Genomic DNA, 20,379 nt, shown 5'->3' on the forward strand with positions numbered 1-20,379 from the left:
CGGCCCTGTAGAAAGTCAGGGCCTACTCTGACGGCTGCGCAGGGCTGCGGTCTTGAACGTTTGTTCAGCGTCGAGAGGCGCCGATGGCGCGTTGCTGATAGGCGCCCGGCGTGATGCCATAAGCGCGTACGAACCAGCGGCCCAGATGGCTTTGGTCGGCGAATCCGAGGCGACTGGCGACGTCCACAGGCTGTATGCCGGCGGCGAGCATCTGCCGGCCACGACTGAGGCGCAGCTGGATCAGCCACGCGTGCGGCGCAAGTCCATAGGCTGCCTTGAAGGCGCGGGTCAGGCGAAAGCGGTCGGTGCCGCAGACTTCGGCCAGGGTTTGCAGGCTGATGTCCTGTTCGTGAAAGGCCACCAGATAATCGCGCGCCTGACGAGCGATCAAAGGCGCGCGGTTGGCAGCGATCGGTTGCGGTCGGCGATACAGATGAATCGCCAGTCGTTCGAGCAAGGCGTCCAGCGCCACCTCGCGCACCATGCGCACGTCCTGTTGATGCAGCGCATTGAACGCAAACAAGGTGGCGCGGGCCAATTCGGGATCATCGTTGAGCACACTGCCAATGCCGGGCAGGCCGCTGCCGTAACTGCCCAGATGCAAGCCGTCCAGCGCTTGCTCCAGCCATGCCGGTTGCAGGTACAGCATGCGATAAGTGAAGCCGTCCGGGCTCGGCGCGTCGCCATCATGGATGTCGCCGGGTTCGAGCATGAAGACTTTGCCCGGGGTACTGTCGTGCCGCGCCCGACGGCTGTTGAAGCGCTGCACGCCTTGCTCGGTGAAACCGATCAGGTAGGTCTCATGCCAGTGCGGATCGTAGGCGTGCGCATGCCCGGCGAAATGCGCGTGCAGGGTTTCGATGCCGGTTTCCCGGTCGTGGGCAAGGTCGATCCAGTTACTCATGGCTTGAATACGCTAATGGGCTGGCGCCAGTAATCCACAAATGCCCCGGAACGGCTAGAACGTTTGTGCACTGCCCGACCGATGAAGGCGTGTCGCGGCGCTTCAGATCGAGCGCTGATTGACCCGGGCCATCAGTTGCTCGGCGCTTTCCTTGCGTTCGGAATAGCGATCCACCAGAAAATCCTGGCGCTCGCGCAGCAGCACGGTGAACTTCACCAACTCCTCCATCACATCGACCACGCGATCATAGAACGGCGAAGGTTTCATCCGCCCCGCCTCGTCGAATTCGGTAAAAGCCTTGGGCACCGAAGACTGATTGGGGATGGTGAACATGCGCATCCAGCGCCCCAGCACGCGCAGTTGATTGACCACGTTGAACGATTGCGAACCGCCGCAGACCTGCATCACCGCGAGGGTTTTGCCCTGGGTCGGACGCACCGCGCCGAGTTCCAGCGGGATCCAGTCGATCTGCGCCTTGAACACCGCCGACATCGCGCCATGGCGTTCCGGCGAACACCACACCTGGCCTTCCGACCAGAGCACCAGTTCGCGCAGTTCCTGCACTTTGGGATGATCGACCGGAGCATCGTCCGGCAACGGCAAACCGGACGGATTGAAGATGCGCGTTTCAGCACCGAAGTGCTCCAGCAAGCGTGCGGCCTCCTCCACCAGCAGACGGCTGAAGGAGCGCTCGCGGGTCGAGCCGTAGAGCAGCAGGATGCGCGGTTTGTGTTCGTGCGAAGGTGGCGTGTTGCGGCCTTCGAACAGGCTGTGATCAAGATTGGGCAGGTGCTTTGACATATGTCCTCCGGCTCAAAGGGAGCCGATGCGATCCAGTTCACGCTGAAGCTCAACGCGGCTGAGTGTTTGGAAAGGAAGACCGAGGAAGGTTGCGCAACGGCGCTCGATGATCGCCAGCGTGGCACGGAACGCCGCGTCCACGGCCGCCTCATCACCGGTCACCTCGGAGGGATCCTCCAGCCCCCAATGGCATTTGATTGCCGGGCCGAAGTACACCGGGCAGGTTTCGCCCGCCGCCTTGTCGCAAACGGTGATGACGATGTCCGGCGGGTTGCCTTCAAAGGCGTCGTTGCCCTTGCTGTATAAACCCTCGATAGCGATACCGGCCTGTTGCAGCGTCGTCAGGCTGCGCGGCAGCACCTGGCCCTTGGGAAAACTGCCGGCACTCACCGCCTCGAAGCCCTCCCGCGCCAGATGATTGAACATGGCTTCGGAAAGGATGCTGCGGCAACTGTTGGCCGTGCACATGAACAGGACACGCATGGGTAGCTCCCGGGGATATTTGAAGTTCAGCAGCACGCGGTTTCGCGGGCAGGACGGCCATCCATGTTGTGCAGGCGACAGGCGTTGTCCTTGAGCCAATCGGTGTTGGCCTTGGCCGTGACGTTGAGGACCTGCCGGACCCAATCCGGCAGGTCCGGGTTGAGCCGGTAATAGACCCATTGGCCCTGACGCCGATCAAGCAGCAACCCATTGCTGCGCAATTGCGCGAGGTGGCGGCTGATTTTCGGCTGGCTGTCGTCGAGGGCGCACATCAGCTCGCAAACGCACAGCTCACCCTGCTCGGCAATCAGCAAGGTGGCGCGCACGCGGGTTTCGTCGGCCAGGCTTTTGAACAGTTCGGTGGGAGTGAGCATGGGGCGGACTCGAACATATGGAAAACTGAATATACGGATATCCATATATTATTCAACCCCGAGTTTCAGCGACAACGATGAGTCCTGCGGGAACGTGCGTGGTCGCAGAAAGCAAAAAGCCGCTTTCACCGTGAAGTGAAAGCGGCTGAGGCAAAGGCCTCAATAGAGCAACAGGATCAGTGCACGAACAGGGCGATCAGGATAATGATCGGGATTGGCACACCGAGGAAAAACAGTAGTAGAGAGCGCATGGTGATTCTCCTTGTTAACGGACTGGAGGCAGCGTGGTGGTGGCGGTGTAAGTCTCGACTTCAACGTACTCGACTGCATCCCGACGACGGCCGCCGAAGGTGGCTGCCAGGCTGGCGAAGAACGCACCGGCCAACAGCGCAATGAACATCCACAGCGACGTCCAGGCAGCAACTTTGGCAGCGGTGTCAGCCGCCTGTTGGGCTTTGACCTTGGCATCGGCAATGGCTTTTTGAGTACGCGCATAAACCTCGTCGACACGTTTCTCGGCGTCGGCCTGACTCAGGTTGGTCCGCTGTGCGACCAGTTGCGCGAGGTAGGTGCGGTCTTCAGGGCTGAGTTGGCCATTGGCCAGGCTCTGGGCGAAGATACGGGTCACCGCACCATGCGCGGCGTCATCGCTGACGGACGCAGGACGGTCATCGCGAAACAGGCTGTCGACGAAGTAACCGTATTGATCGCTGCTGGTGTTTGCTGCAGCGGTACCGGCCGCCTGAGTCGCGGCAGCGGCTGCGCCACCGGCGACACTGGCACCGGCCTGCACGCCGCCACTGATGACACTGCTCACCGAGCCGACGACTAGCACGGCGGTGACCAGCGTCGCCACACACCAGGCGAGGAAGCCATGGGCGGTATCACGGAAATACACTTCATCTCCGTGCATGTTGGCCCACTTCACCCGCAGGCGACCGGCGATGTAGCCACCCAGGCCGGAGGCGATAATCTGCGTCGCCGCCAGCCAGACAATCGTGGAAATCCCTAGGCTCTTGGCACTGACGCCCTCCCCGGCCCAAGGTGAAACGGCAGAGAATCCCAGACCGAAGCCAAGCAGCACCAGAATCATCGACAGTGCTGCAGCCGCCGCCGCGCCCGCGAAGATCGCGCCCCAGGACACGCCTGACACGTTGCTCGACTCTCCTTCGAAGGCCGGATAAAACCCATCAGAGGATCTATTCATTGTTGTAGTGCTCCAGGCATGAAAAATGGTGTTACAACTCTTCAGCAGATGAATTGCAGCGACCGTGCCAGTCGACAACTTTAAATAAATCTATATTTTTCAACGGCTTAAAAAGACTGAACTTCTCTATTCATTGCAATTTGCAACAATGCACGCAAAGCAGCGGGTTTTCTGCATTGACGGCAAAACAGCCGGGCACCCGAACCTGCGTTTGTGACAGGCTATACATGAAAGTTAATTTAAAGCGCGACGGAAAATACTTGGCAAAATGCTGCCATCCCGTTTGAACCGATCAAGGCCTGCTCTATGACTCGTATTTTGACCATCGAAGACGACGCCGTGACTGCCCGTGAAATCGTTGCCGAACTCAGCAGCCACGGCCTGGAAGTGGATTGGGTCGACAATGGCCGCGAAGGTCTGGACCGTGCGGTCAGTGGTAACTACGACCTGATTACCCTCGACCGCATGCTGCCGGAACTCGATGGCCTGGCCATCGTCACCACCCTGCGCACCATGGGCGTGGCCACGCCGATTCTGATGATCAGCGCGCTCTCCGATGTCGATGAGCGTGTGCGCGGCTTGCGGGCCGGCGGCGACGATTACTTGACCAAGCCGTTCGCCACCGACGAAATGGCCGCGCGCGTGGAAGTGCTGCTGCGCCGCCAGAACAGCGTCGCCACCCAGGCCACCACATTGCAGGTGGCCGACCTCGAACTGGATCTGATCAGCCACGAAGCACGCCGCGCCGAACAGGTGCTGACGCTGCTGCCGACCGAATACAAGTTGCTGGAATTCCTCATGCGCAACAGCGGCCAGATCCTGTCGCGGATGATGATTTTCGAAGAAGTCTGGGGTTATCACTTCGACCCGGGCACCAACCTGATCGACGTGCACATCGGTCGTCTGCGCAAGAAGATCGACGCGGCGGGCAATGTTCCGCTGATTCGCACGGTACGGGGCTCGGGTTATGTCATTGCCGAACCCGTCTGACGGCTGGCGCTCCTCCAGCAGTCGTCTGCTGGCGCTGTACAGTTCGCTGTTCGTGGCCTGGAGCGCGATCCTCATGGGGGTCATGTACTTCGAAGTCTCCAGCTACCTCGATAACCTTGCCAAGCATTCGCTGATGCAACGTCAGCATCTGTTTTCGCACTTTCGCGGTGAACAACTGGAAGAAGCACTCGCCGCCAGCATGACCTTCGACATCCGCGGCATCGACGCCTACGGCCTGTTCGACGCCCAGGGCGTGTACCTCGGTGGCGCCTTGCAGCAACTGCCCGAAGGCCTGCCGCTGGACGGCAAGATTCATACTCTGGATGACTGCGCCGATTCCGATGACCCGACCCTGCCCGCCGACAGCTGCGACGCGGTGGCGACTCAGACCCGCGATGGCCGCTGGCTGGTGTTGTTGCGCGATAACGGTTCGTTGTTCGCCGTGACGCGGATCATTCTGCATGCCTTGTTCTGGGGTGTGTCACTGACGATCCTGCCGGGGATTGCCGGCTGGCATTTGTTGCGCCGTCGGCCGCTGCGGCGCATCCGCGCGATTCAGGACAGCGCCCAGGCCATTGTCGCCGGCGACCTGACTCACCGTTTGCCGCTGTCCAACCGCCGCGACGAACTGGACATGCTCGCCGCCATCGTCAACGCCATGCTCGATCGCATCGAACGGCTGATGCACGAAGTCAAAGGCGTGTGCGACAACATCGCCCATGACTTGCGCACGCCACTGACGCGGCTGCGCGCGCAGTTGTATCGCATGCAGCAACAGGCCGGCGAAGGTTCGCCAGCAGCGGCGCAACTGGATCTGGTGCTCGCCGAGGCCGATACGCTGATGGCGCGGTTTCGCGGCTTGCTGCGGATTTCCGAACTGGAAGATCGTCAACGGCGCTCAGGATTTGTCGAGCTCGATCCAGTGCAATTGCTGGAAGAATTGCATGAGTTTTACCTGCCACTGGCCGAAGAAGGCGAACTGCTGTTCGTGCTGAACATGCCGGAAACCCTGCCGCCCCTCAATGGCGACCGCGCGTTGTTGTTCGAGGCGCTGGCCAATCTGTTGAGCAACTCGATCAAGTTCACTCCGGCGGGGGGCACGGTGATTTTGCGTGGTGTGAATGACGGCGGGCATACGCGGATCGAAGTCCACGATTCCGGGCCGGGGATTCCCGAAGCCGAGCGTGAGGCGGTGTTCCAGCGCTTCTATCGGGCCGAAGGCGGGCAACCGCAAAGCGGCTTTGGCCTGGGCCTGTCGATTGTCGCGGCGATTGTCAGCCTGCATGGCTTCAATCTTGAGGTGGGCAGCAGTGAACTGGGCGGTGCGAAGCTGGTGCTGGATTGCCGGCAGAGTTTGATCTCACAGTCCTGAATTTGCGCCGATCTTTCAAACTGATACATCCCCTGTGGGAGCTGGCTTGCCAGCGATGGCGGCGGTCCAGTCAATATCTATTCGACTGAAACACCGTCATCGCTGGCAAGCCAGCTCCCACCGTTTTTTATGTTGGATGATCAGGCCGGGTAATTGGCCCGCAGCGCCTCAAGGCCACCCTGATAGAGGCCGTTGAACTCAGATCGCCATGCTGTCGACTACACCGCCATCCACGCGCAAGGCCGCGCCCGTGGTGGCGGAGGAAAACGGCGAGGCGATGTACGTGACCAGATGCGCCACCTCGGCAACGTCGGCCACCCGCTGGATGATCGAGGTCGGCCGCGCCCGGCGGACGAAAGCGTCGGCTTCATCGCGCAAGTTGCGACCGGACTCGGCCGCAGCGTCCTTGAGCATGTGCTCCACGCCGCCGGTAAAGGTCGGCCCCGGCAGGATCGCATTGACCGTCACGCCAGTGCCGGCCAGACGCTTGGCCAAGCCATGGGACACCGCGAGGTTGGCGCTTTTGGTCACGCCATAGTTGAGCATGTCGGCCGGGGTGGCCACGCCGGATTCCGAAGACAGGAAAATGATCCGCCCCCAACCCTGCTCGACCATCGCCGGCGCGTAATGGCGCGACAGGCGCACGCCGGAAATCACGTTGACCTCATAAAAACGCGTCCACTCGCTGTCCGGGGTGTCGAAGAAATCCACGGCGTCGAAGATCCCCAGGTTGTTCACCAGAATGTCTGTACGCGGTTCAGCGGCGAAGAGTTTTTCCGCGCCTTCGGCGGTGGCCAGATCCGCCGTCAGACCCCGCAATTGCGCACCCGGCACCTGCTGCCGAATGCTCGCCAGCGCTTGCTCGACCTTGGCCGCTTCACGCCCGATGACCACCACCGTGGCGCCGGCTTCGGCCAGCGACTGACTGATGCCCAGACCAATGCCACCCGTGCTGCCGCTGACGATGGCCAGTTTTCCACTCAAGTCGATTTTCATGGGTTCACCTCTTCGATAGGCAATACACGGACGAATAGAAGGAATGGATCAGCGTAGACGCGATGTCGGCCGTATGAAGACGTGGCCGACCAAAGACCGGTCGCGAACGATCCGACGCCTTCGCGGGTTGAGCGGCGTTCTACACTGAAAGGGTCAGCTGCTTTTTAGAGAACACCATGAAAATGTCTGCGCAAATGACCGTGGTCGCGGTGCTGGCCACCCTTGCCTATCTGGGGCTGGCGGTGTGGGGCATCGGCGGGCCGGCGGTGTTCTTCTCCCATGGGGCGCTGGTGCTGGTGGCGCTGGCCACGGTATTGATGGTGCTGGCGTCGCTGTTCACCGATGTGAACATGAGCTCGGGCGAGCGCGAGGACCGGGCCAATCGCTGGGTGATCCCGGCGTTCGGCGTCATCGGTCTGCTCAGCGGTTTTCTGCCGGCGTACTGCGATCGCATCGACTTCTGGACCTTCGGCGCTGAAGGCGTGCGCTGGCTCGGTGCGCTGCTGTTTATCGTCGGTGGCGCGCTGCGTCTGTGGCCGGTGTTTGTGCTGGGCCGACGGTTCAGCGGGTTGGTGGCGATTCAGCCGGGGCATCGGTTGGTCACCGACGGCATTTACACGCGCCTGCGCAACCCGAGCTACCTGGGCTTGGTGATCAATGCCGTGGGCTGGGCGCTGGCGTTTCGTTCCAGTGTCGGGTTGATTCTGGCGGCGCTGACATTGATTCCGTTGATCGCGCGTATCCACTCGGAAGAAGCCTTGCTGCGCGGGCAGTTTGGTGCGGAGTACGAGGCTTATTGCGCACGTAGCTGGCGCTTGTTACCGGGCGTCTACTGACCCTGTAGGAGCTGCCGCAGGCTGCGATCTTTTGACCTTGCTTTTGAAAATCAAAGGCAAAAGATCGCAGCCTTCGGCAGCTCCTACAGGGAATGGGTGATATCACGTCTTTTGCAGGTGCAGTTGGCCTTGGCTGTTGACGGTGACGCTCAGCGACTCATAACTGTCGATCGTCGCGTGGCGGGTGTCGAGCGGATGCTGGTGGGTTGTGGTGATGATCATCAGCGCTGCTCCGGCCGCTTCAGCAGCCTGGATGCCGACGGTGGCGTCTTCGAAAATCAGGCAATCGGCGGGATCAAGCCCCAGACGCTGCGCGGCCAGACGATAACCCGCCGGATCAGGCTTGCCGGCCGTCACATCCTCAGCCGTAATCATCACCGCTGGCTCGGCAATCCCCGCCGCCGCCATGCGGCGCAACGCCAGATCCCGAGGCGCCGACGTCACCATCGCCCAACGCTGCGCAGGCAGGCTGTCGAGAAACGCCGCGGCCCCGGGAATCTGCACAATCCCTTCGACATCATCGATTTCCGCCTGCGCGATGAACGCCGCTTGCGCCTCCGCATCAACCCCCGGCAGGTTCAGCCGGCGAATGGTGTCGATGGCGCGGGCACCGTGAATGGTCGGCAGAAACGTTTCGACATCCACGCCGTGGCGTTCAGCCCACGCCGCCCAGACGCGCTCGGCAGCAGCAATGGAATTGAGGACGGTGCCGTCCATGTCGAACAGGAACGCGCCGAACGCGCGATCGAAGACGTTATCGTGAGCAGACAAAAGGTCGCATCCTTTGACAGAACCGGGCGAATTGGCCGGGCAATGTAGCATTTTTGCCCGGCAATTCGACCCGAAGACTCAGTGCAGACGCGCGGCCTTGGACTTGAACGCGCTGTCGACACAATCGAGCAACTGGCCGATGGCCCAGGGCTTTTTGATGAACGCCACCGGATGCTTGACCCCGGAAGTCTCCGGCGTTTCATAACCGGACATGACCATCACCGGTTTGTCCGGCCAGCGTTCGCCGACCAGATTGGCCAGCCCCGCGCCGTTGATTTCACCGGGCATGGTGATGTCGGTCAGCAGCAGCGCGACTTCCGGCGCGTGCGCCTCCAGATACAGCTTGGCGGCATCCGCACTGGTTTGCGGCTCGACCTTGAAACCTTCCTCCTGAAGAATTTCGCAGAGAAATTCCAGAATCAACGGGTCGTCCTCAACCACCAGAATCAACCCGCCAGGAAGGTGCGCGCTCGGCGTCGGTGTTGGACTCATGAACTGGCACTCCCTGAATTGCATTAACGACTTAGCGGCTCAAATCCGCTGCTTATCAGGTATGAGCAGCGCGCCCTGCATAAATTCATTTTTGATACAGGTCTTTTCTTAACAGTGGTCAGTGGTCTTGGCTTTCGGGCGTTCGTCAGGCGGTTTTTGTGGTTAAAATGCCGGCCCTTTTGCTTGCCGACCGTGACTGATGAACCCTGAAGCCCTCACCACCCTCCGCGCCCACTTGTTACCAGCACTGGCGGCCGCACCGAGCGAAACCCGTCGCCTGTTCCATGGCCGCGGGCGTTGCTGGCCGGGGCTGGAGCAACTGACGGTGGACTGGCTGCAAGGCGTGGTGCTGGTCTCGCTGTTCAAGGAACCGGCACCGGAACAGCTCGAAGCGCTCAAGCACGTGCTGCTCGACCTCAGCGCCTCGGCCGAGTGGCAGCAGTCCGGCGCCCACACCCTGCTGCTGCAACATCGCTATTTGCCGCAAAGCACCGCCGAATGGTTGCTGGGGGATGCAATCGACGAGATGAGCATCGTCGAGGGCGGCTTGCAATACCGCGTCGATTTGGGCCGCAAGCAGAACGCCGGGCTGTTTCTCGACATGCGCTACGGGCGCAACTGGGTGCGTGAGCAGGCCGAGGGCAAGCGCGTGCTGAACCTGTTCGCCTACACCTGCGGCTTTTCCGTGGCGGCCATCGAAGGTGGCGCCCGCCACGTGGTCAACCTCGACATGTCCCGCGCCGCGCTGAGTCGTGGTCGCGACAATCATCGCTTGAACGGGCATGACTTGAGCAAGGTGAGTTTCCTTGGCCACGACCTGTTCAAGTCCTGGGGCAAGGTGATCAACAGCGGCCCGTACGACCTGGTGATCATCGACCCGCCATCATTCCAGAAAGGCAGTTTCCTGCTGACCAAGGATTACCAGCGGGTGCTGCGTCGTTTGCCGGAATTGCTCACGGCAGACGGCACGGTGCTGGCGTGCATGAATGATCCGTCGTTGGGTTCGGACTTTTTGATTGATGGCGTGACTCAGGAGGCGCCAAGTCTGCGCTTTGAGCAGCGGCTGGAGAATCCGCCGGAGTTTCCGGATGTCGATCCCGAGAGCGGCCTGAAGGCGCTGGTGTTCAAACGTTTCGACTGACCCGACACCTCGCCAACACCGCTGATCCCTGTGGGAGCTGGCTTGCCAGCGATGGCGGTGTTTCTGGTAACGAGGATGTCAGCTGTGCCGCCCTCATCGCTGGCAAGCCAGCTCCCACAGGGGTTTGGTGGGTCAGGAAGTGGGTGGACGCAACACCAGCGCAAACAGTTCACCATGCCCGTTCACGTTGAGCTTGTGATAGAGATTGCGCCGATGAACCTTCACCGTCTCCGGCGAAATCCCCATCTGCTGGGCGATGGCCTTGCTGGAAAACCCTTGCAGAATCAGCCGCGCGGTGTCGACTTCGCGCAGGGTCAGACGCGCGTCGAAGCGATCGAGCAGCGTCGCCAGATCCCCCGCCACCGGCTCGGTGCCGGTCCCTTGCGGCGGCAATAGCTGCACGTGACGGCGCATCGCCGCCAGCACCCAGTCGCGCACGCACAACAGACGGCCCTGCTCGACCAGATCGAAAGCCGTCGAGCGCCCCAGCGACAGGCCCAGTACACCGCCGTCGATGTTGATCATGAACTGCAACTCGTCCTCACCGACCACCGAGCGAAAGTAGCTCTGGTAATACTCGCTGTGCAGAAACTGGTCGGGCGCCACCGAGGCCAGGCTGTGCAGGCCGTCGGCGATGCCGGTCGAGGCGGTTTGATAAAACGGATCAAGCAGGTACATCCCGGCGCTGTAGCTGGCCAGCTCTTCCTGCTCGTCGGCGCGGCCCTTGCTGTCGAAGTCGATCAGCAACTGCGGCGCCTGCCCCGCCTTCATCAGCGCCACCAGCGCGTTGTCCAGCGGCACCAGCAGCCGCAGCGTGTCGACCAGCGAACGCCAGAACCCGTCCTGGCCGACGGCGGCAAACACCCGCGCCAGACTTTGATGCACCGGCAACTCCTGCAACAACGCGTCCACGCACTACCCCTTTTGTGTAACCCATGATGGGAATGGGTCAGGCGCGCCCGCCCCGATAGGCTGAGCACTCCTGTCAATTACCGGCCTGCCGCAGGCCAGGAGTGCCGCATCATGCGTTGTCGTCGTGGCTATATCAACCGGGGCATCAACCTTGGCCTGCTCGCCTGTTTTGGTGTCGCATCCGTCGCCAGTGCCGCCGAAGCACCGAGCGTGCACGTCTACAACTGGTACGACTACATCGGCCCCACGACGTTGGCTGACTTCAAGCGCGACAGCGGCATTCAACCGGTTTACGACACCTTCGACAGCGCCGAAGTGCTCGAAGGCAAACTGCTGACCAGCCGCAGCGGTTACGACGTGGTGGTGGCGAGCAACTTCAGCCTGCCGACGCTGATCAAGGCCGGCGCCCTCGCCCCGCTGCCGCGCGATCAACTGCCGGGCTGGAAGAATCTGGACAGCGATCTGCTGAGCAAACTGGCCAACAACGACCCCGGCAATCAATACGCCGTGCCTTATCTGTGGGGCACCAACGGCATCGGCTACAACGTCGACAAGGTGCGCGCCGCCCTTGGCGACCAGGCGCCGCTGGATTCCTGGGACTTGGTGTTCAAGGAAGAGAACCTCGCCAAGCTTGGACAGTGCGGGGTGGCGATGCTCGACTCGCCATCGGAAATGCTCCCGGTGGCCCTTCACTACTTGGGCTTGCCGCCCAACAGCACCAATCCCGAGGACTATCAGAAAGCCGAAGCGCTGCTGCTCAAGTTGCGCCCGCACATTGCCTACTTCAACTCGTCGAAATTCATCAGTGACCTGTCCAACGGCAACATCTGCGTGGCGGTCGGCTGGTCCGGGGCAATGCTCGAAGCCAAGACCAACGCCGAGCAGGCCAACAACGGTGTGAAGATCGCCTACAGCCTGCCCAAGGAAGGCGCGCCAGTGTGGTTCGACACGCTGGTGCTGCTCAAGGATGCGCCGAACCGCACTCAGGGCCTGGCGTTCATCGACTACCTGCTGCGCCCGGAAGTGATCGCGCCGGTCAGTGATCACCTGTCGTACCCCAACGGCAACCGCGCCGCGACCCCACTGGTGGCCGCAGCCACGCGGGATAACCCGGCGGTGTATCCGTCGGCGGCGGCGATGGCCACGTTGTACACCCTGGAGCCGCTGCCCAAAGCCACCGAACGCGTGCGCACGCGGGTGTGGAGCAAGGTCAAGAACGGCCAGTAACCCCACCTGCAAACCACACAAAACCTGTGGGAGCGTGGCTTGCCCGCGATGACGGAGTGTCAGGCGACACATGCATTGGCTGGACGGACGCCTTCGCGGGCAAGCCACGCGCCCACAGGGTTTTGTGTTCAGCCCCACTCATTCATTTCTGCCTTGTTATAGAGAGATAACCCATGAAACCCCGTGCCCGTGACCTCAACATCCGCATCGGCCAACTGCAACCCGGCCCGCTCAACGCCATCACCGATGTACCCGGCGTGCGCGTCGGCCACAGTAATGTGCGTGGCCGCAGCGACAGCGGACGCGACATCTGCACCGGCGTCACCGTGATCGAACCGCGCCGTGGCTCAAGCAACCAGCAACCGTGTTTTGCCGGGGTGCATGTACTCAATGGCAACGGCGATGCCACCGGCCTTGAGTGGATTCGCGAGGCCGGGCTGCTGACCAGTCCCATCGCCTTTACCAACACCCATAGCCTCGGCGTGGTGCGCGATGCACTGATTGCGCTGGACCGCCAACAGCAACCGGACGACGGTCGGCTCTACTGGAACATGCCGGTGGTGCTGGAAACCTTCGATGGCTTGCTCAACGACATCAACGGTTTTCACGTCAAACCCGAACATGTCGCCGAGGCACTGAATTGCGCGCATGCCGGTGCCGTTGAAGAAGGCGCTGTCGGTGGCGGCAGCGGCATGATCTGCCATGAATTCAAGGGTGGGATCGGTAGCGCCTCACGGCGTTTGAGCAGCGCTCAGGGCGGCTGGACGGTGGGGGCGATCGTGCAGGCCAACCACGGCATTCGTAGCGAGTTGCGGGTCGACGGTTATCCGGTGGGCCGCTACATGGAACAGGTCGATTCGCCGTTCCTGCGGGCTTCGCTGCCGCATCCGGGCATGGGTTCGATCGTGGTCTGCCTGGCCACTGACGCACCGCTGCTGCCGCATCAATGCACGCGTCTCGCGCAACGCGCCAGCTTGGGCCTGGCCCGCAGCGGCGGTGGCAACGAAGACCACAGTGGCGACATCTTCATCGCCTTCGCCACCGGCAACGAACAGGTGCCGCCTGCTGCCTACGAGGGCAAAGGCGCGCCGACCTGCGACGGCTTGCGCATGGTCAACAACGACCACATCAGCGAACTGTTCCTGGCCGCCACCGAAGCGGTCGAAGAAGCGATCATCAACGCCCTGCTCGCCAGCGAGAGTACTGAGGGCAACGGGCATGCGGTGCCGGGGCTGGACAAGGAAACACTGCTCGCCGCACTGGCCAAGGCCGGCTGGCCCGGCGCCCGTTGACGCTACAAAAACCTGTAGGAGCTGCGGCACGCTGCGATCTTTTGATCCTGTATTGAAAAGCAAAAGATCGCAGCCTTCGGCAGCTCCCGCATGAGGTGGGAATCAGGTGAACATCTGGGCGCCGATGTGCCGTGCCGTCTGCAGATGCTCCTGCGGATCACGCACCTCCGACTCCACCATCAGCGTCGAACTGACCACTGTCGCCCCGCTGTAATCGAAAATCCCGTGTTCGATCTGCGCCTTCATCGCCGGGCCATAACCGTGGCGTTCGTAGGCGCGCTCATCGGCCCCTGCAAGGCCGACCAGATGCACGCGCAGGCGCTGCAGCTTCTTCACGTGCTTGAGGTCGCCAGCGAAATCGAACGCCCAGCCGTTGCTGAACACCCGATCAATCCACCCCTTGAGCAACGCCGGCATCGACCACCAGTACACCGGGAATACCAGCACCAGAGCGTCGGCCCGGTCAATCCGTGCCTGTTCCGCCAGTACGTCGGCTGGCGGCAGCGCCTCACGGTGATGCACGGCGAAATCCGCTGCGCCGAACACCGGCTGAAACCCCTCGGCGTACAGATCAGCGATTTCCCAGGTATTGACGGGGTTGGCGCGGTTCAGGCCCTCGGCAATCTGCGTCGCCACACTGCAGGTCAGCGAACGCGGCTCGTGATGCGCCACAACAATCAATGCGTGCATGGTCATTCTCCTGTAAGTTTGCGCTGACCAAGGGCAATGTACTCTTGGTAAGTTACGAACAGTAAGTTACGTTTGGTATATAACCGATGTCAACCACAGAAATGACCGAAGCCGATTCCCCTGCCCAACCGCGCCGTCGCCTGTCGCGCGAAGATCGCAACCGCCAGTTGCTCGACGTCGCTTGGCAGATCATTCGCGCCGAGGGCACCGATGCGCTGACCCTGGGTTATCTGGCGGACAAGGCCGGGGTGACCAAACCGGTGGTCTACGACCACTTCACCACTCGCTCGGGCTTGCTCGCGGCGCTGTATCGCGACTTCGATACTCGCCAGACTGCGGTGATGGATGCAGCGATCGACCATTGCCCGCCAACGCTGATCGACACCGCGACGGTAATCGCCACGGCATACGTCGATTGCGTGTTATTGCAGGGCAATGAAATTCCGGGGGTCATTGCCGCGCTGGGCAGCACGCCGGAGCTGGAAAAGATCAAGCGTGACTACGAGGCAATCTTCCTCGAAAAGTGCCGCAGTGTGCTGCAACCGCTGGCTGCTGGCGGGGAAATCACCCAGGCCGGTTTGCGCGCGATGCTCGGTGCCGCCGAGGCGTTGTCGAATGCTGCCGCCAGTGCTGAAATCAGTGCCGGGCAAGCGAAGGACGAATTGTCCGCCACCATCATCGCGATGGTGGAACGGGCCGCCGCCCGTGCGACTAGCGGTACTTGAGTCAGCCTCTGCGCGTTCCCATGATGAAGGTACGCAGGCGCTTCACTCCTGAGCGCCTGTGTAGGGATCGGGTGTTCTGAACCCCAAATCAAGCCCGTTCCCTGTTTCATGCGCAGCTTGAGCCTCATGGGCTCTACTTCTCCCCATCAAAGAGCCCTGAGGCTCTTTTTTTGTCCGCTTTTTGCCGCTGACTCAGTGCAGCGTCAAACGCTGGCGCACGAACGCTTCAGTGTGCCGGGTGACCTGATCGAGATGCCGGTCGCGCTGCTTCTCGGCATCGAGCATCGCGCGCTTGCCGTTCTTCTGCAGCAGGTAGGTGTGGATCTGCTGCACTTCCAGCGAGCGGTAGATCGGTGTGGTGTCGATAAAACCGCGCAGGCCATTGCTGCGGTAATGCCGGGTGCTCATCAACACCTGGGTTTCGCGCGCGCCGATCACCTCGAACCCCAGCGCTTCGAAGTACGGCACTTTGCCGACACTGCAGGTCAGCTCGGCGTGCGGATAACGGCTGACCATCTCGCCGATCATCGCCCGCGCCACGCCCTGGCGCCGATAGCCTTCACGCACGGCCATGTAGGCAACGCTGCACGCTTCCCAGTCGCCCTGCACCGGCAAGTACAAAAGGAAACCGGTGACCTGCTCCGGATCGTCCTCGGCGGTCGCCACCAGCAATTCCACCTCGGTGCCCTTCTCGCCGTTCAGCGCCTCCAGATACAGATGCACCTCATAGCCGATCGCGTACTGATAGACGTTGTACAGCAGGTTGCTCGGGCCGAGACCGACCGCGCTGATGTCGGTGAGGTAATCGACCACCAGTTGCAGAATCTGGCTGTTGACGCTTTCGGGGCATGGGGATTTGTAGTGGGTGATACGTGACATGACGGGTGAACTCCGGCGAAAAACCGCGCCATCATACCCTGTCCCGACGCCTGCTCTGTGTAGGAGCTGCCGAAGGCTGCGATCTTTTGGCTTTATAGAAGCAAGATCAAAAGATCGCAGCCTGCGGCAGCTCCTACAGGGAAGCTCGCGGTTGACCTGAAGAAAATTTCATCCTCCGTGAAGCGGATCTTTCGCCGATTTGGCGTCCAATTCTTCAGCTGCGTTCACTTTTTCACGCAGGCCTTGAGGAGTTTTCATGAGCGTGTTGCGTTCACTGTTCAAATGGCGAAAAACCCTGCTGCTGGTGCCGATGACGCTGGCGGCGCTGGCCAGTGCGCCAGCGTTTGCCCAGCAGGTGGTGATCGTCCAGCAAGCCCCACCGCCGATGCGCATGGAAGTGATGCCCGGCGCGCGTCCCGGGTATGTCTGGGATCAGGGCCACTGGCGCTGGGAAGGACGCGGCTATGTGTGGATGCCCGGCCACTGGCAACCGGTGCGTCATGGTGCGCACTGGCGGCCGGGGCACTGGCAGGCACGCGGGCCGAATTGGTTTTGGATTGAAGGGCGCTGGGTGCGCTGATTGGCCGTCGACCTGCACACCTCTTCTATAAGGAACAACCCATGTCCAGAAGCATTAAAGCCTTGCTCGCCGCCGCACTGGTGGCGATCACCCTGTCCGGTTGCGTCGTCGAACCGGTCCGTCCGCACCGGCCACCGCCGCCGGTGGAAGTGGTGCCGGTGATGCCTGCGCCGGGCTATCACTGGGTCGCCGGGCATTACCGTTGGGGCGGCCATGAATGGCGCTGGGTGCCAGGGCACTGGCGCGCCTACTGACCTGAAAGGCTGGCGTCACTGCTGTGGCGCCACCACCTTGAAGGAAATGGCAATGTCATTGGACACCACGGTATCCGCCCACTCCCCCGCTCCGAGCCCGAATTCGCTGCGCTTGAGCACCAGCTCGCCGTCGAAAATGCCGATCGCGCTGTCCGGCTTCAGCTCGACCGGCACCTGCACCTCGCGGGTAATGCCTTTGACGGTGAGCAGACCGGCGACCAGATAGCGGTTGTTCGCCACGCGGGTAAAACGGCTGGATACGAACACCGCCTCAGGAAAGCGCTGGGTATCGAACCACGCCGGTTTCACCAGCTCGGTATTGGCGTCGTCGCTGCCGGCATCGATGCTGGCCAGGTCGATGTGCAGCGTGGTGTGGGCGTTGGCGAGGTTGTCGCTGTCGAACTGCAGCGTCGCGTCGAACTTGCCGAAGGTGCCATAGACCTGGTCGCCGAATTGCTTGTAAATGAAGCTGATCTTGCTGGCGGTAGTGTTGACGCGATTGTATTCAGCGGCCTGCGCGCAGGTCATGACGCACAGGCCGGTGAACAGTGCCACAGCGGTGAATCGGACACGCATGGGATTCTCCGGACAGGGCAAACCTTCGAGGCCTCGATTGACTTAAGCAAACAACCGGCAGTTGTGCCATGTCATCTGTCCGCCGGTGTGGCTCAGGCTCAGACCAGCCGCTCGATCTTCTGATGCTGCCAGACCAGTTTGTAATACAGCGTCTGCAACACCAACATGCCCAGATACGCCACCGGGAACGCCATCCACACGCCTTGCAGGCCGTACTGCCCATCCAGCCAGTAAGCCGCCGGCAACTGCACGCCGACCACGCAGACAATCGCAATAATGACCGGCACCAGCACCGTGCCACTGGCGCGCATGATGCCGCCGATGATCGCCTGGAAACCAAACACCAGCAGGCTCCACAACATGATGTGCAACAAGTGCTCAGCCATCGCCCGGGTCGATTCTTCGGTCAGGAACAGTCCCAGCAACCAGTGCGATAACAGGTAACCGAGCACGATCAAGCCACCGGTCAGGCACACGTTGATCAACAGCCCGGTGCGCAGGATCGCGGCCAGGCGCTGCAGTTGCCCGGCACCGATGGCTTGGGCGCCAAGGATCGAGGCAGTGATGGCAATCGACAGCGCCGGAAACTGCACGTAGTTGACGATCTGCGTCACCGCGCCATACGCCGCCGTCGCCTGCGAGCCGTGCTGGTTGACCAGCGCCAGAATCACCAGCTCCGACAGCGACAACACGATCATCTGCACCCCGGTCGGCAGGCCGATGCGCAGCACTTTGGCCAGAATCGCCCTGTCCAGCCGCAGTGCCGCGAAAAACTCACGGTCCGGCGCCAGCGGATGGTTGTTGCGAATCAACCGCCAGGCCAGCCACGCCATGGCCGACAGGTTGCCAGCCAGACCGGCGAAGGCCGCGCTCTGGATTCCCAACTGGGGCAAACCGAACCAGCCACGAATCAGCGCCGGGGTCAGCGCCAGCCCGACCGAGGTCGATACCATCAGCGCCAACAATGGCGATACGGTGTCGCTGACCCCGCGCAGCAATTGCGTGAACAGCACAAACACCAGCATCGACGGCAGAATCCACATCATCACGTGCGCATACGCCACCGCGTCGTCCAGCACATCCGCCGGCGTCCCCAGCCCCTGCAACGCCTGCCGCGCAAACACACTGCCCAGCACCGCGGCGAGCAAGCCGATCAACACCCCCAAGAGCAGCGTCGCCCCGGTGATTGCCTTGACCATGTGCGCCTCGCGCGCACCCCACGCCTGACCGATCAACACCCCGGCACCCGCGCCCAGACCGATCACCAGCGCAATGAAAAAAAAGATCACCGGAAACATCCCCGACACCGCTGCCAACGCCTGAGTCCCGAGCATTTGCCCGATGTAAATGCTGTTGACCGTGCCCGACATCGATTGCAGAAAATTGGACAGCACCATCGGCGCGAGGAACAACAGGTAGGTTTGCCAGAGCGGTTTGCTGGTGCCAGGGGTTTGCATTGAGGATCCGTCTCGGGGTGGGAGATGCGTTGGATACTACGCTAGATGGCGGATTAAAGCCGGTCGACAGCGCCTCTGCTCAAGGCTTAAATGTCGGCACTATTTTCCGTGGAACGCATCTGCTCATGACCCCGTTGCGAAATGCCCTGACCTGCTCCCTGCTAGTCGTTTTCAGCCACATGGCTGGCGCCGCCGAAGCCACCGCCCCCATCGAATCGTTGCGCCCCTTGCTGGCAACCTTGAATGAACGCCTGAACATCGGCGATCTGGTGGCGCTGACCAAATGGGACAGCGGCAAGCCGATTCAGGACAGCCCGCGCGAAGCCCAGGTCATCGCCAATGCCCGCACTTTGGCGACCGAACACCAGCTCGACCCCGAAGACGTGGCTCAGTTGATCGCCGCGCAGATGGAGGCGAACAAACTGGTGCAGTACGGATTGCTCGCACAATGGCAAGCGGCCGGGGCGGCGCCGGACACCCCGCGACCGGATCTGGCGAAGCAGATTCGTCCGCGTCTGGACGAGTTGCAAACCCGCCTGCTGCGCCAGTACGCCGACTTCGCGCCGCACCGCCGCGAGCCGAATTGCCAGGCGTTGCTGGCCAAGGCTCGGCAGGGTCTGACCCACGACGCACTGCATGATCTGGCCCTGACCCGTGCCACCGGAGAGCTGTGCATTCGGGCGCCGAAGCTTTAAATCAGGGGTTCCGGCATACATCGCTGGCGTCGATAGTCACCATCACGTCAATGAAGTTCTCATAAAAAATCCGCGGCGTAACATCAGCTCCATACCAACCCAATACACCCCGGAGCACACGATCATGAAACGCCAAACCATCCTCGGCATCGCTTTCTCGGTTCTTGCAGTTAACGCTTTTGCAGCAACACCCGCTCACACCCTGGTCGCTGAAGGCGGCTCGGACAAGTTGATTGAAAGCCGTTTGGCTGAAGGTGGTTCTGATCGTTTGCTGGAACGCCGTGTAGCCGAAGGTGGCTCGGATCGTCTGCTGGAGCGCCGTGTAGCCGAAGGTGGCTCGGATCGTCTGCTGGAGCGCCGTGTAGCCGAAGGTGGCTCGGATCGTCTGCTGGAACGCCGCGTGGCTGAAGGTGGCTCGGATCGTCTGCAGGAACGCCGCGTGGCTGAAGGTGGCTCGGATCGTCTGCAGGAACGCCGCGTGGCTGAAGGTGGCTCGGATCGTCTGCTGGAGCGCCGTGTAGCCGAAGGTGGTTCGGATCGTCTGCTGGAACGCCGCGTGGCTGAAGGTGGTTCGGATCGTCTGCTGGAACGCCGTGTGGCTGAAGGTGGTTCGGATCGTCTGATCGAAAGCCGTAACGCCTGAAACACCAGTTCTAAAGCAGTCAAGGAAAGCCCGGCCTGATCAGCCGGGCTTTTTCATTTTGTCGTATGCAGGCGTGGTTCTT

Annotated in this window: 24 protein-coding genes; 11 read left to right on the forward strand and 13 right to left on the reverse strand. The window is 61.6% G+C overall.

The window, feature by feature from the left end; translation table 11 throughout:
* Positions 1 to 64: 64 nt before the first annotated feature.
* The 5 genes from KVQ82_RS18505 to KVQ82_RS18525 all read right to left on the reverse strand — a co-directional run bounded on the left by KVQ82_RS18505 (position 65) and on the right by KVQ82_RS18525 (position 3,769).
* Positions 65 to 904 (reverse strand): AraC family transcriptional regulator, encoded by an 840-nt coding sequence (locus KVQ82_RS18505; protein ID WP_041062968.1) that lies wholly within the window; start codon positions 902 to 904, stop codon positions 65 to 67.
* Positions 905 to 1,006: 102 nt separating this feature from the next.
* Positions 1,007 to 1,705, reverse strand: a complete 699-nt coding sequence (gene arsH / locus KVQ82_RS18510; protein ID WP_222015106.1) for an arsenical resistance protein ArsH — start codon at positions 1,703 to 1,705, stop codon at positions 1,007 to 1,009.
* Positions 1,706 to 1,717: 12 nt separating this feature from the next.
* The gene (locus KVQ82_RS18515; RefSeq protein ID WP_108182369.1) at positions 1,718 to 2,188 is read right to left on the reverse strand and encodes an arsenate reductase ArsC; all 471 of its coding nucleotides are present in this window, start codon (positions 2,186 to 2,188) and stop codon (positions 1,718 to 1,720) included.
* Between the two features lie 26 nt (positions 2,189 to 2,214).
* Positions 2,215 to 2,562, reverse strand: coding sequence for a metalloregulator ArsR/SmtB family transcription factor (locus KVQ82_RS18520; RefSeq protein WP_041062977.1), 348 nt, complete (start codon positions 2,560 to 2,562; stop codon positions 2,215 to 2,217).
* A 265-nt stretch (positions 2,563 to 2,827) separates the two neighbouring features.
* A complete protein-coding gene (locus KVQ82_RS18525) occupies positions 2,828 to 3,769 on the reverse strand; it encodes a hypothetical protein (protein ID WP_108182368.1) in 942 nt (313 codons plus the stop codon).
* 306 nt (positions 3,770 to 4,075) lie between these two features.
* On the opposite strand from KVQ82_RS18525, the gene KVQ82_RS18530 reads away from it, so the two are divergent.
* Together KVQ82_RS18530 and KVQ82_RS18535 are read left to right on the forward strand one after the other, a co-directional pair.
* Positions 4,076 to 4,759: a response regulator transcription factor gene (locus KVQ82_RS18530; protein WP_003223938.1), complete on the forward strand. Its 684-nt coding sequence runs from the start codon at positions 4,076 to 4,078 to the stop codon at positions 4,757 to 4,759.
* Positions 4,737 to 6,131, forward strand: a complete 1,395-nt coding sequence (locus tag KVQ82_RS18535; protein WP_086790850.1) for a HAMP domain-containing sensor histidine kinase — start codon at positions 4,737 to 4,739, stop codon at positions 6,129 to 6,131. Before KVQ82_RS18530 ends, KVQ82_RS18535 begins: the two co-directional genes overlap by 23 nt.
* A 198-nt stretch (positions 6,132 to 6,329) precedes the next feature.
* On the opposite strand, the gene KVQ82_RS18540 is transcribed toward KVQ82_RS18535, so the two are convergent.
* On the reverse strand, positions 6,330 to 7,127 hold the full coding sequence (locus KVQ82_RS18540) for an SDR family NAD(P)-dependent oxidoreductase (protein WP_222015108.1): 798 nt from the start codon (positions 7,125 to 7,127) through the stop codon (positions 6,330 to 6,332).
* 176 nt (positions 7,128 to 7,303) lie between these two features.
* Here KVQ82_RS18540 and KVQ82_RS18545 point away from each other — a divergent pair, with 176 nt between their 5' ends.
* Positions 7,304 to 7,963 (forward strand): isoprenylcysteine carboxylmethyltransferase family protein, encoded by a 660-nt coding sequence (locus tag KVQ82_RS18545; protein WP_222015110.1) that lies wholly within the window; start codon positions 7,304 to 7,306, stop codon positions 7,961 to 7,963.
* A gap of 102 nt (positions 7,964 to 8,065) precedes the next feature.
* On the opposite strand, the gene KVQ82_RS18550 is transcribed toward KVQ82_RS18545, so the two are convergent.
* Together KVQ82_RS18550 and KVQ82_RS18555 are read right to left on the reverse strand one after the other, a co-directional pair.
* Entirely contained in the window at positions 8,066 to 8,734 is a 669-nt protein-coding gene (locus KVQ82_RS18550; protein WP_222015112.1) for an HAD-IA family hydrolase, read from the reverse strand.
* A gap of 78 nt (positions 8,735 to 8,812) precedes the next feature.
* The gene (locus tag KVQ82_RS18555) at positions 8,813 to 9,226 is read right to left on the reverse strand and encodes a response regulator (RefSeq protein ID WP_041062997.1); all 414 of its coding nucleotides are present in this window, start codon (positions 9,224 to 9,226) and stop codon (positions 8,813 to 8,815) included.
* A 199-nt stretch (positions 9,227 to 9,425) separates the two neighbouring features.
* On the opposite strand from KVQ82_RS18555, the gene KVQ82_RS18560 reads away from it, so the two are divergent.
* A complete protein-coding gene (locus tag KVQ82_RS18560) occupies positions 9,426 to 10,367 on the forward strand; it encodes a class I SAM-dependent methyltransferase (RefSeq protein ID WP_222015114.1) in 942 nt (313 codons plus the stop codon).
* A gap of 132 nt (positions 10,368 to 10,499) precedes the next feature.
* Here the strand turns inward: KVQ82_RS18560 and KVQ82_RS18565 are convergent, their stop codons facing one another.
* On the reverse strand, positions 10,500 to 11,279 hold the full coding sequence (locus KVQ82_RS18565) for a LuxR C-terminal-related transcriptional regulator (protein ID WP_222015115.1): 780 nt from the start codon (positions 11,277 to 11,279) through the stop codon (positions 10,500 to 10,502).
* Positions 11,280 to 11,390: 111 nt separating this feature from the next.
* On the opposite strand from KVQ82_RS18565, the gene KVQ82_RS18570 reads away from it, so the two are divergent.
* On the forward strand, positions 11,391 to 12,506 hold the full coding sequence (locus KVQ82_RS18570) for a polyamine ABC transporter substrate-binding protein (protein ID WP_222015118.1): 1,116 nt from the start codon (positions 11,391 to 11,393) through the stop codon (positions 12,504 to 12,506).
* Between the two features lie 173 nt (positions 12,507 to 12,679).
* Positions 12,680 to 13,798, forward strand: coding sequence for a P1 family peptidase (locus KVQ82_RS18575; RefSeq protein WP_108182362.1), 1,119 nt, complete (start codon positions 12,680 to 12,682; stop codon positions 13,796 to 13,798).
* Positions 13,799 to 13,900: 102 nt separating this feature from the next.
* Here the strand turns inward: KVQ82_RS18575 and KVQ82_RS18580 are convergent, their stop codons facing one another.
* Complete coding sequence (locus tag KVQ82_RS18580) at positions 13,901 to 14,488, reverse strand: NAD(P)H-dependent oxidoreductase (protein WP_222015120.1); 588 nt, start codon at positions 14,486 to 14,488, stop codon at positions 13,901 to 13,903.
* A gap of 86 nt (positions 14,489 to 14,574) precedes the next feature.
* On the opposite strand from KVQ82_RS18580, the gene KVQ82_RS18585 reads away from it, so the two are divergent.
* The gene (locus KVQ82_RS18585; RefSeq protein WP_222015122.1) at positions 14,575 to 15,213 is read left to right on the forward strand and encodes a TetR/AcrR family transcriptional regulator; all 639 of its coding nucleotides are present in this window, start codon (positions 14,575 to 14,577) and stop codon (positions 15,211 to 15,213) included.
* A gap of 192 nt (positions 15,214 to 15,405) precedes the next feature.
* Here KVQ82_RS18585 and KVQ82_RS18590 read toward each other — a convergent pair whose 3' ends face one another.
* Positions 15,406 to 16,092: a GNAT family N-acetyltransferase gene (locus KVQ82_RS18590; RefSeq protein ID WP_222015124.1), complete on the reverse strand. Its 687-nt coding sequence runs from the start codon at positions 16,090 to 16,092 to the stop codon at positions 15,406 to 15,408.
* Between the two features lie 256 nt (positions 16,093 to 16,348).
* On the opposite strand from KVQ82_RS18590, the gene KVQ82_RS18595 reads away from it, so the two are divergent.
* A complete protein-coding gene (locus KVQ82_RS18595) occupies positions 16,349 to 16,672 on the forward strand; it encodes a YXWGXW repeat-containing protein (protein ID WP_222015134.1) in 324 nt (107 codons plus the stop codon).
* Between the two features lie 41 nt (positions 16,673 to 16,713).
* Positions 16,714 to 16,926, forward strand: coding sequence for a YXWGXW repeat-containing protein (locus KVQ82_RS18600; RefSeq protein WP_095666916.1), 213 nt, complete (start codon positions 16,714 to 16,716; stop codon positions 16,924 to 16,926).
* A gap of 15 nt (positions 16,927 to 16,941) precedes the next feature.
* On the opposite strand, the gene KVQ82_RS18605 is transcribed toward KVQ82_RS18600, so the two are convergent.
* Positions 16,942 to 17,502, reverse strand: a complete 561-nt coding sequence (locus KVQ82_RS18605; protein ID WP_108182361.1) for a YceI family protein — start codon at positions 17,500 to 17,502, stop codon at positions 16,942 to 16,944.
* A gap of 98 nt (positions 17,503 to 17,600) precedes the next feature.
* The gene (locus KVQ82_RS18610; RefSeq protein ID WP_222015135.1) at positions 17,601 to 18,959 is read right to left on the reverse strand and encodes an MATE family efflux transporter; all 1,359 of its coding nucleotides are present in this window, start codon (positions 18,957 to 18,959) and stop codon (positions 17,601 to 17,603) included.
* A 125-nt stretch (positions 18,960 to 19,084) separates the two neighbouring features.
* Between KVQ82_RS18610 and KVQ82_RS18615 the strand changes: the two genes are divergently transcribed.
* Complete coding sequence (locus KVQ82_RS18615) at positions 19,085 to 19,654, forward strand: chorismate mutase (protein WP_086790841.1); 570 nt, start codon at positions 19,085 to 19,087, stop codon at positions 19,652 to 19,654.
* Positions 19,655 to 19,778: 124 nt separating this feature from the next.
* On the forward strand, positions 19,779 to 20,297 hold the full coding sequence (locus KVQ82_RS18620; protein WP_222015137.1) for a phage infection protein: 519 nt from the start codon (positions 19,779 to 19,781) through the stop codon (positions 20,295 to 20,297).
* Positions 20,298 to 20,379 lie beyond the last annotated feature (82 nt).

The organism is Pseudomonas sp. AO-1 (assembly GCF_019775695.1).
GTDB classification, from domain to species: domain Bacteria; phylum Pseudomonadota; class Gammaproteobacteria; order Pseudomonadales; family Pseudomonadaceae; genus Aquipseudomonas; species Aquipseudomonas parakoreensis.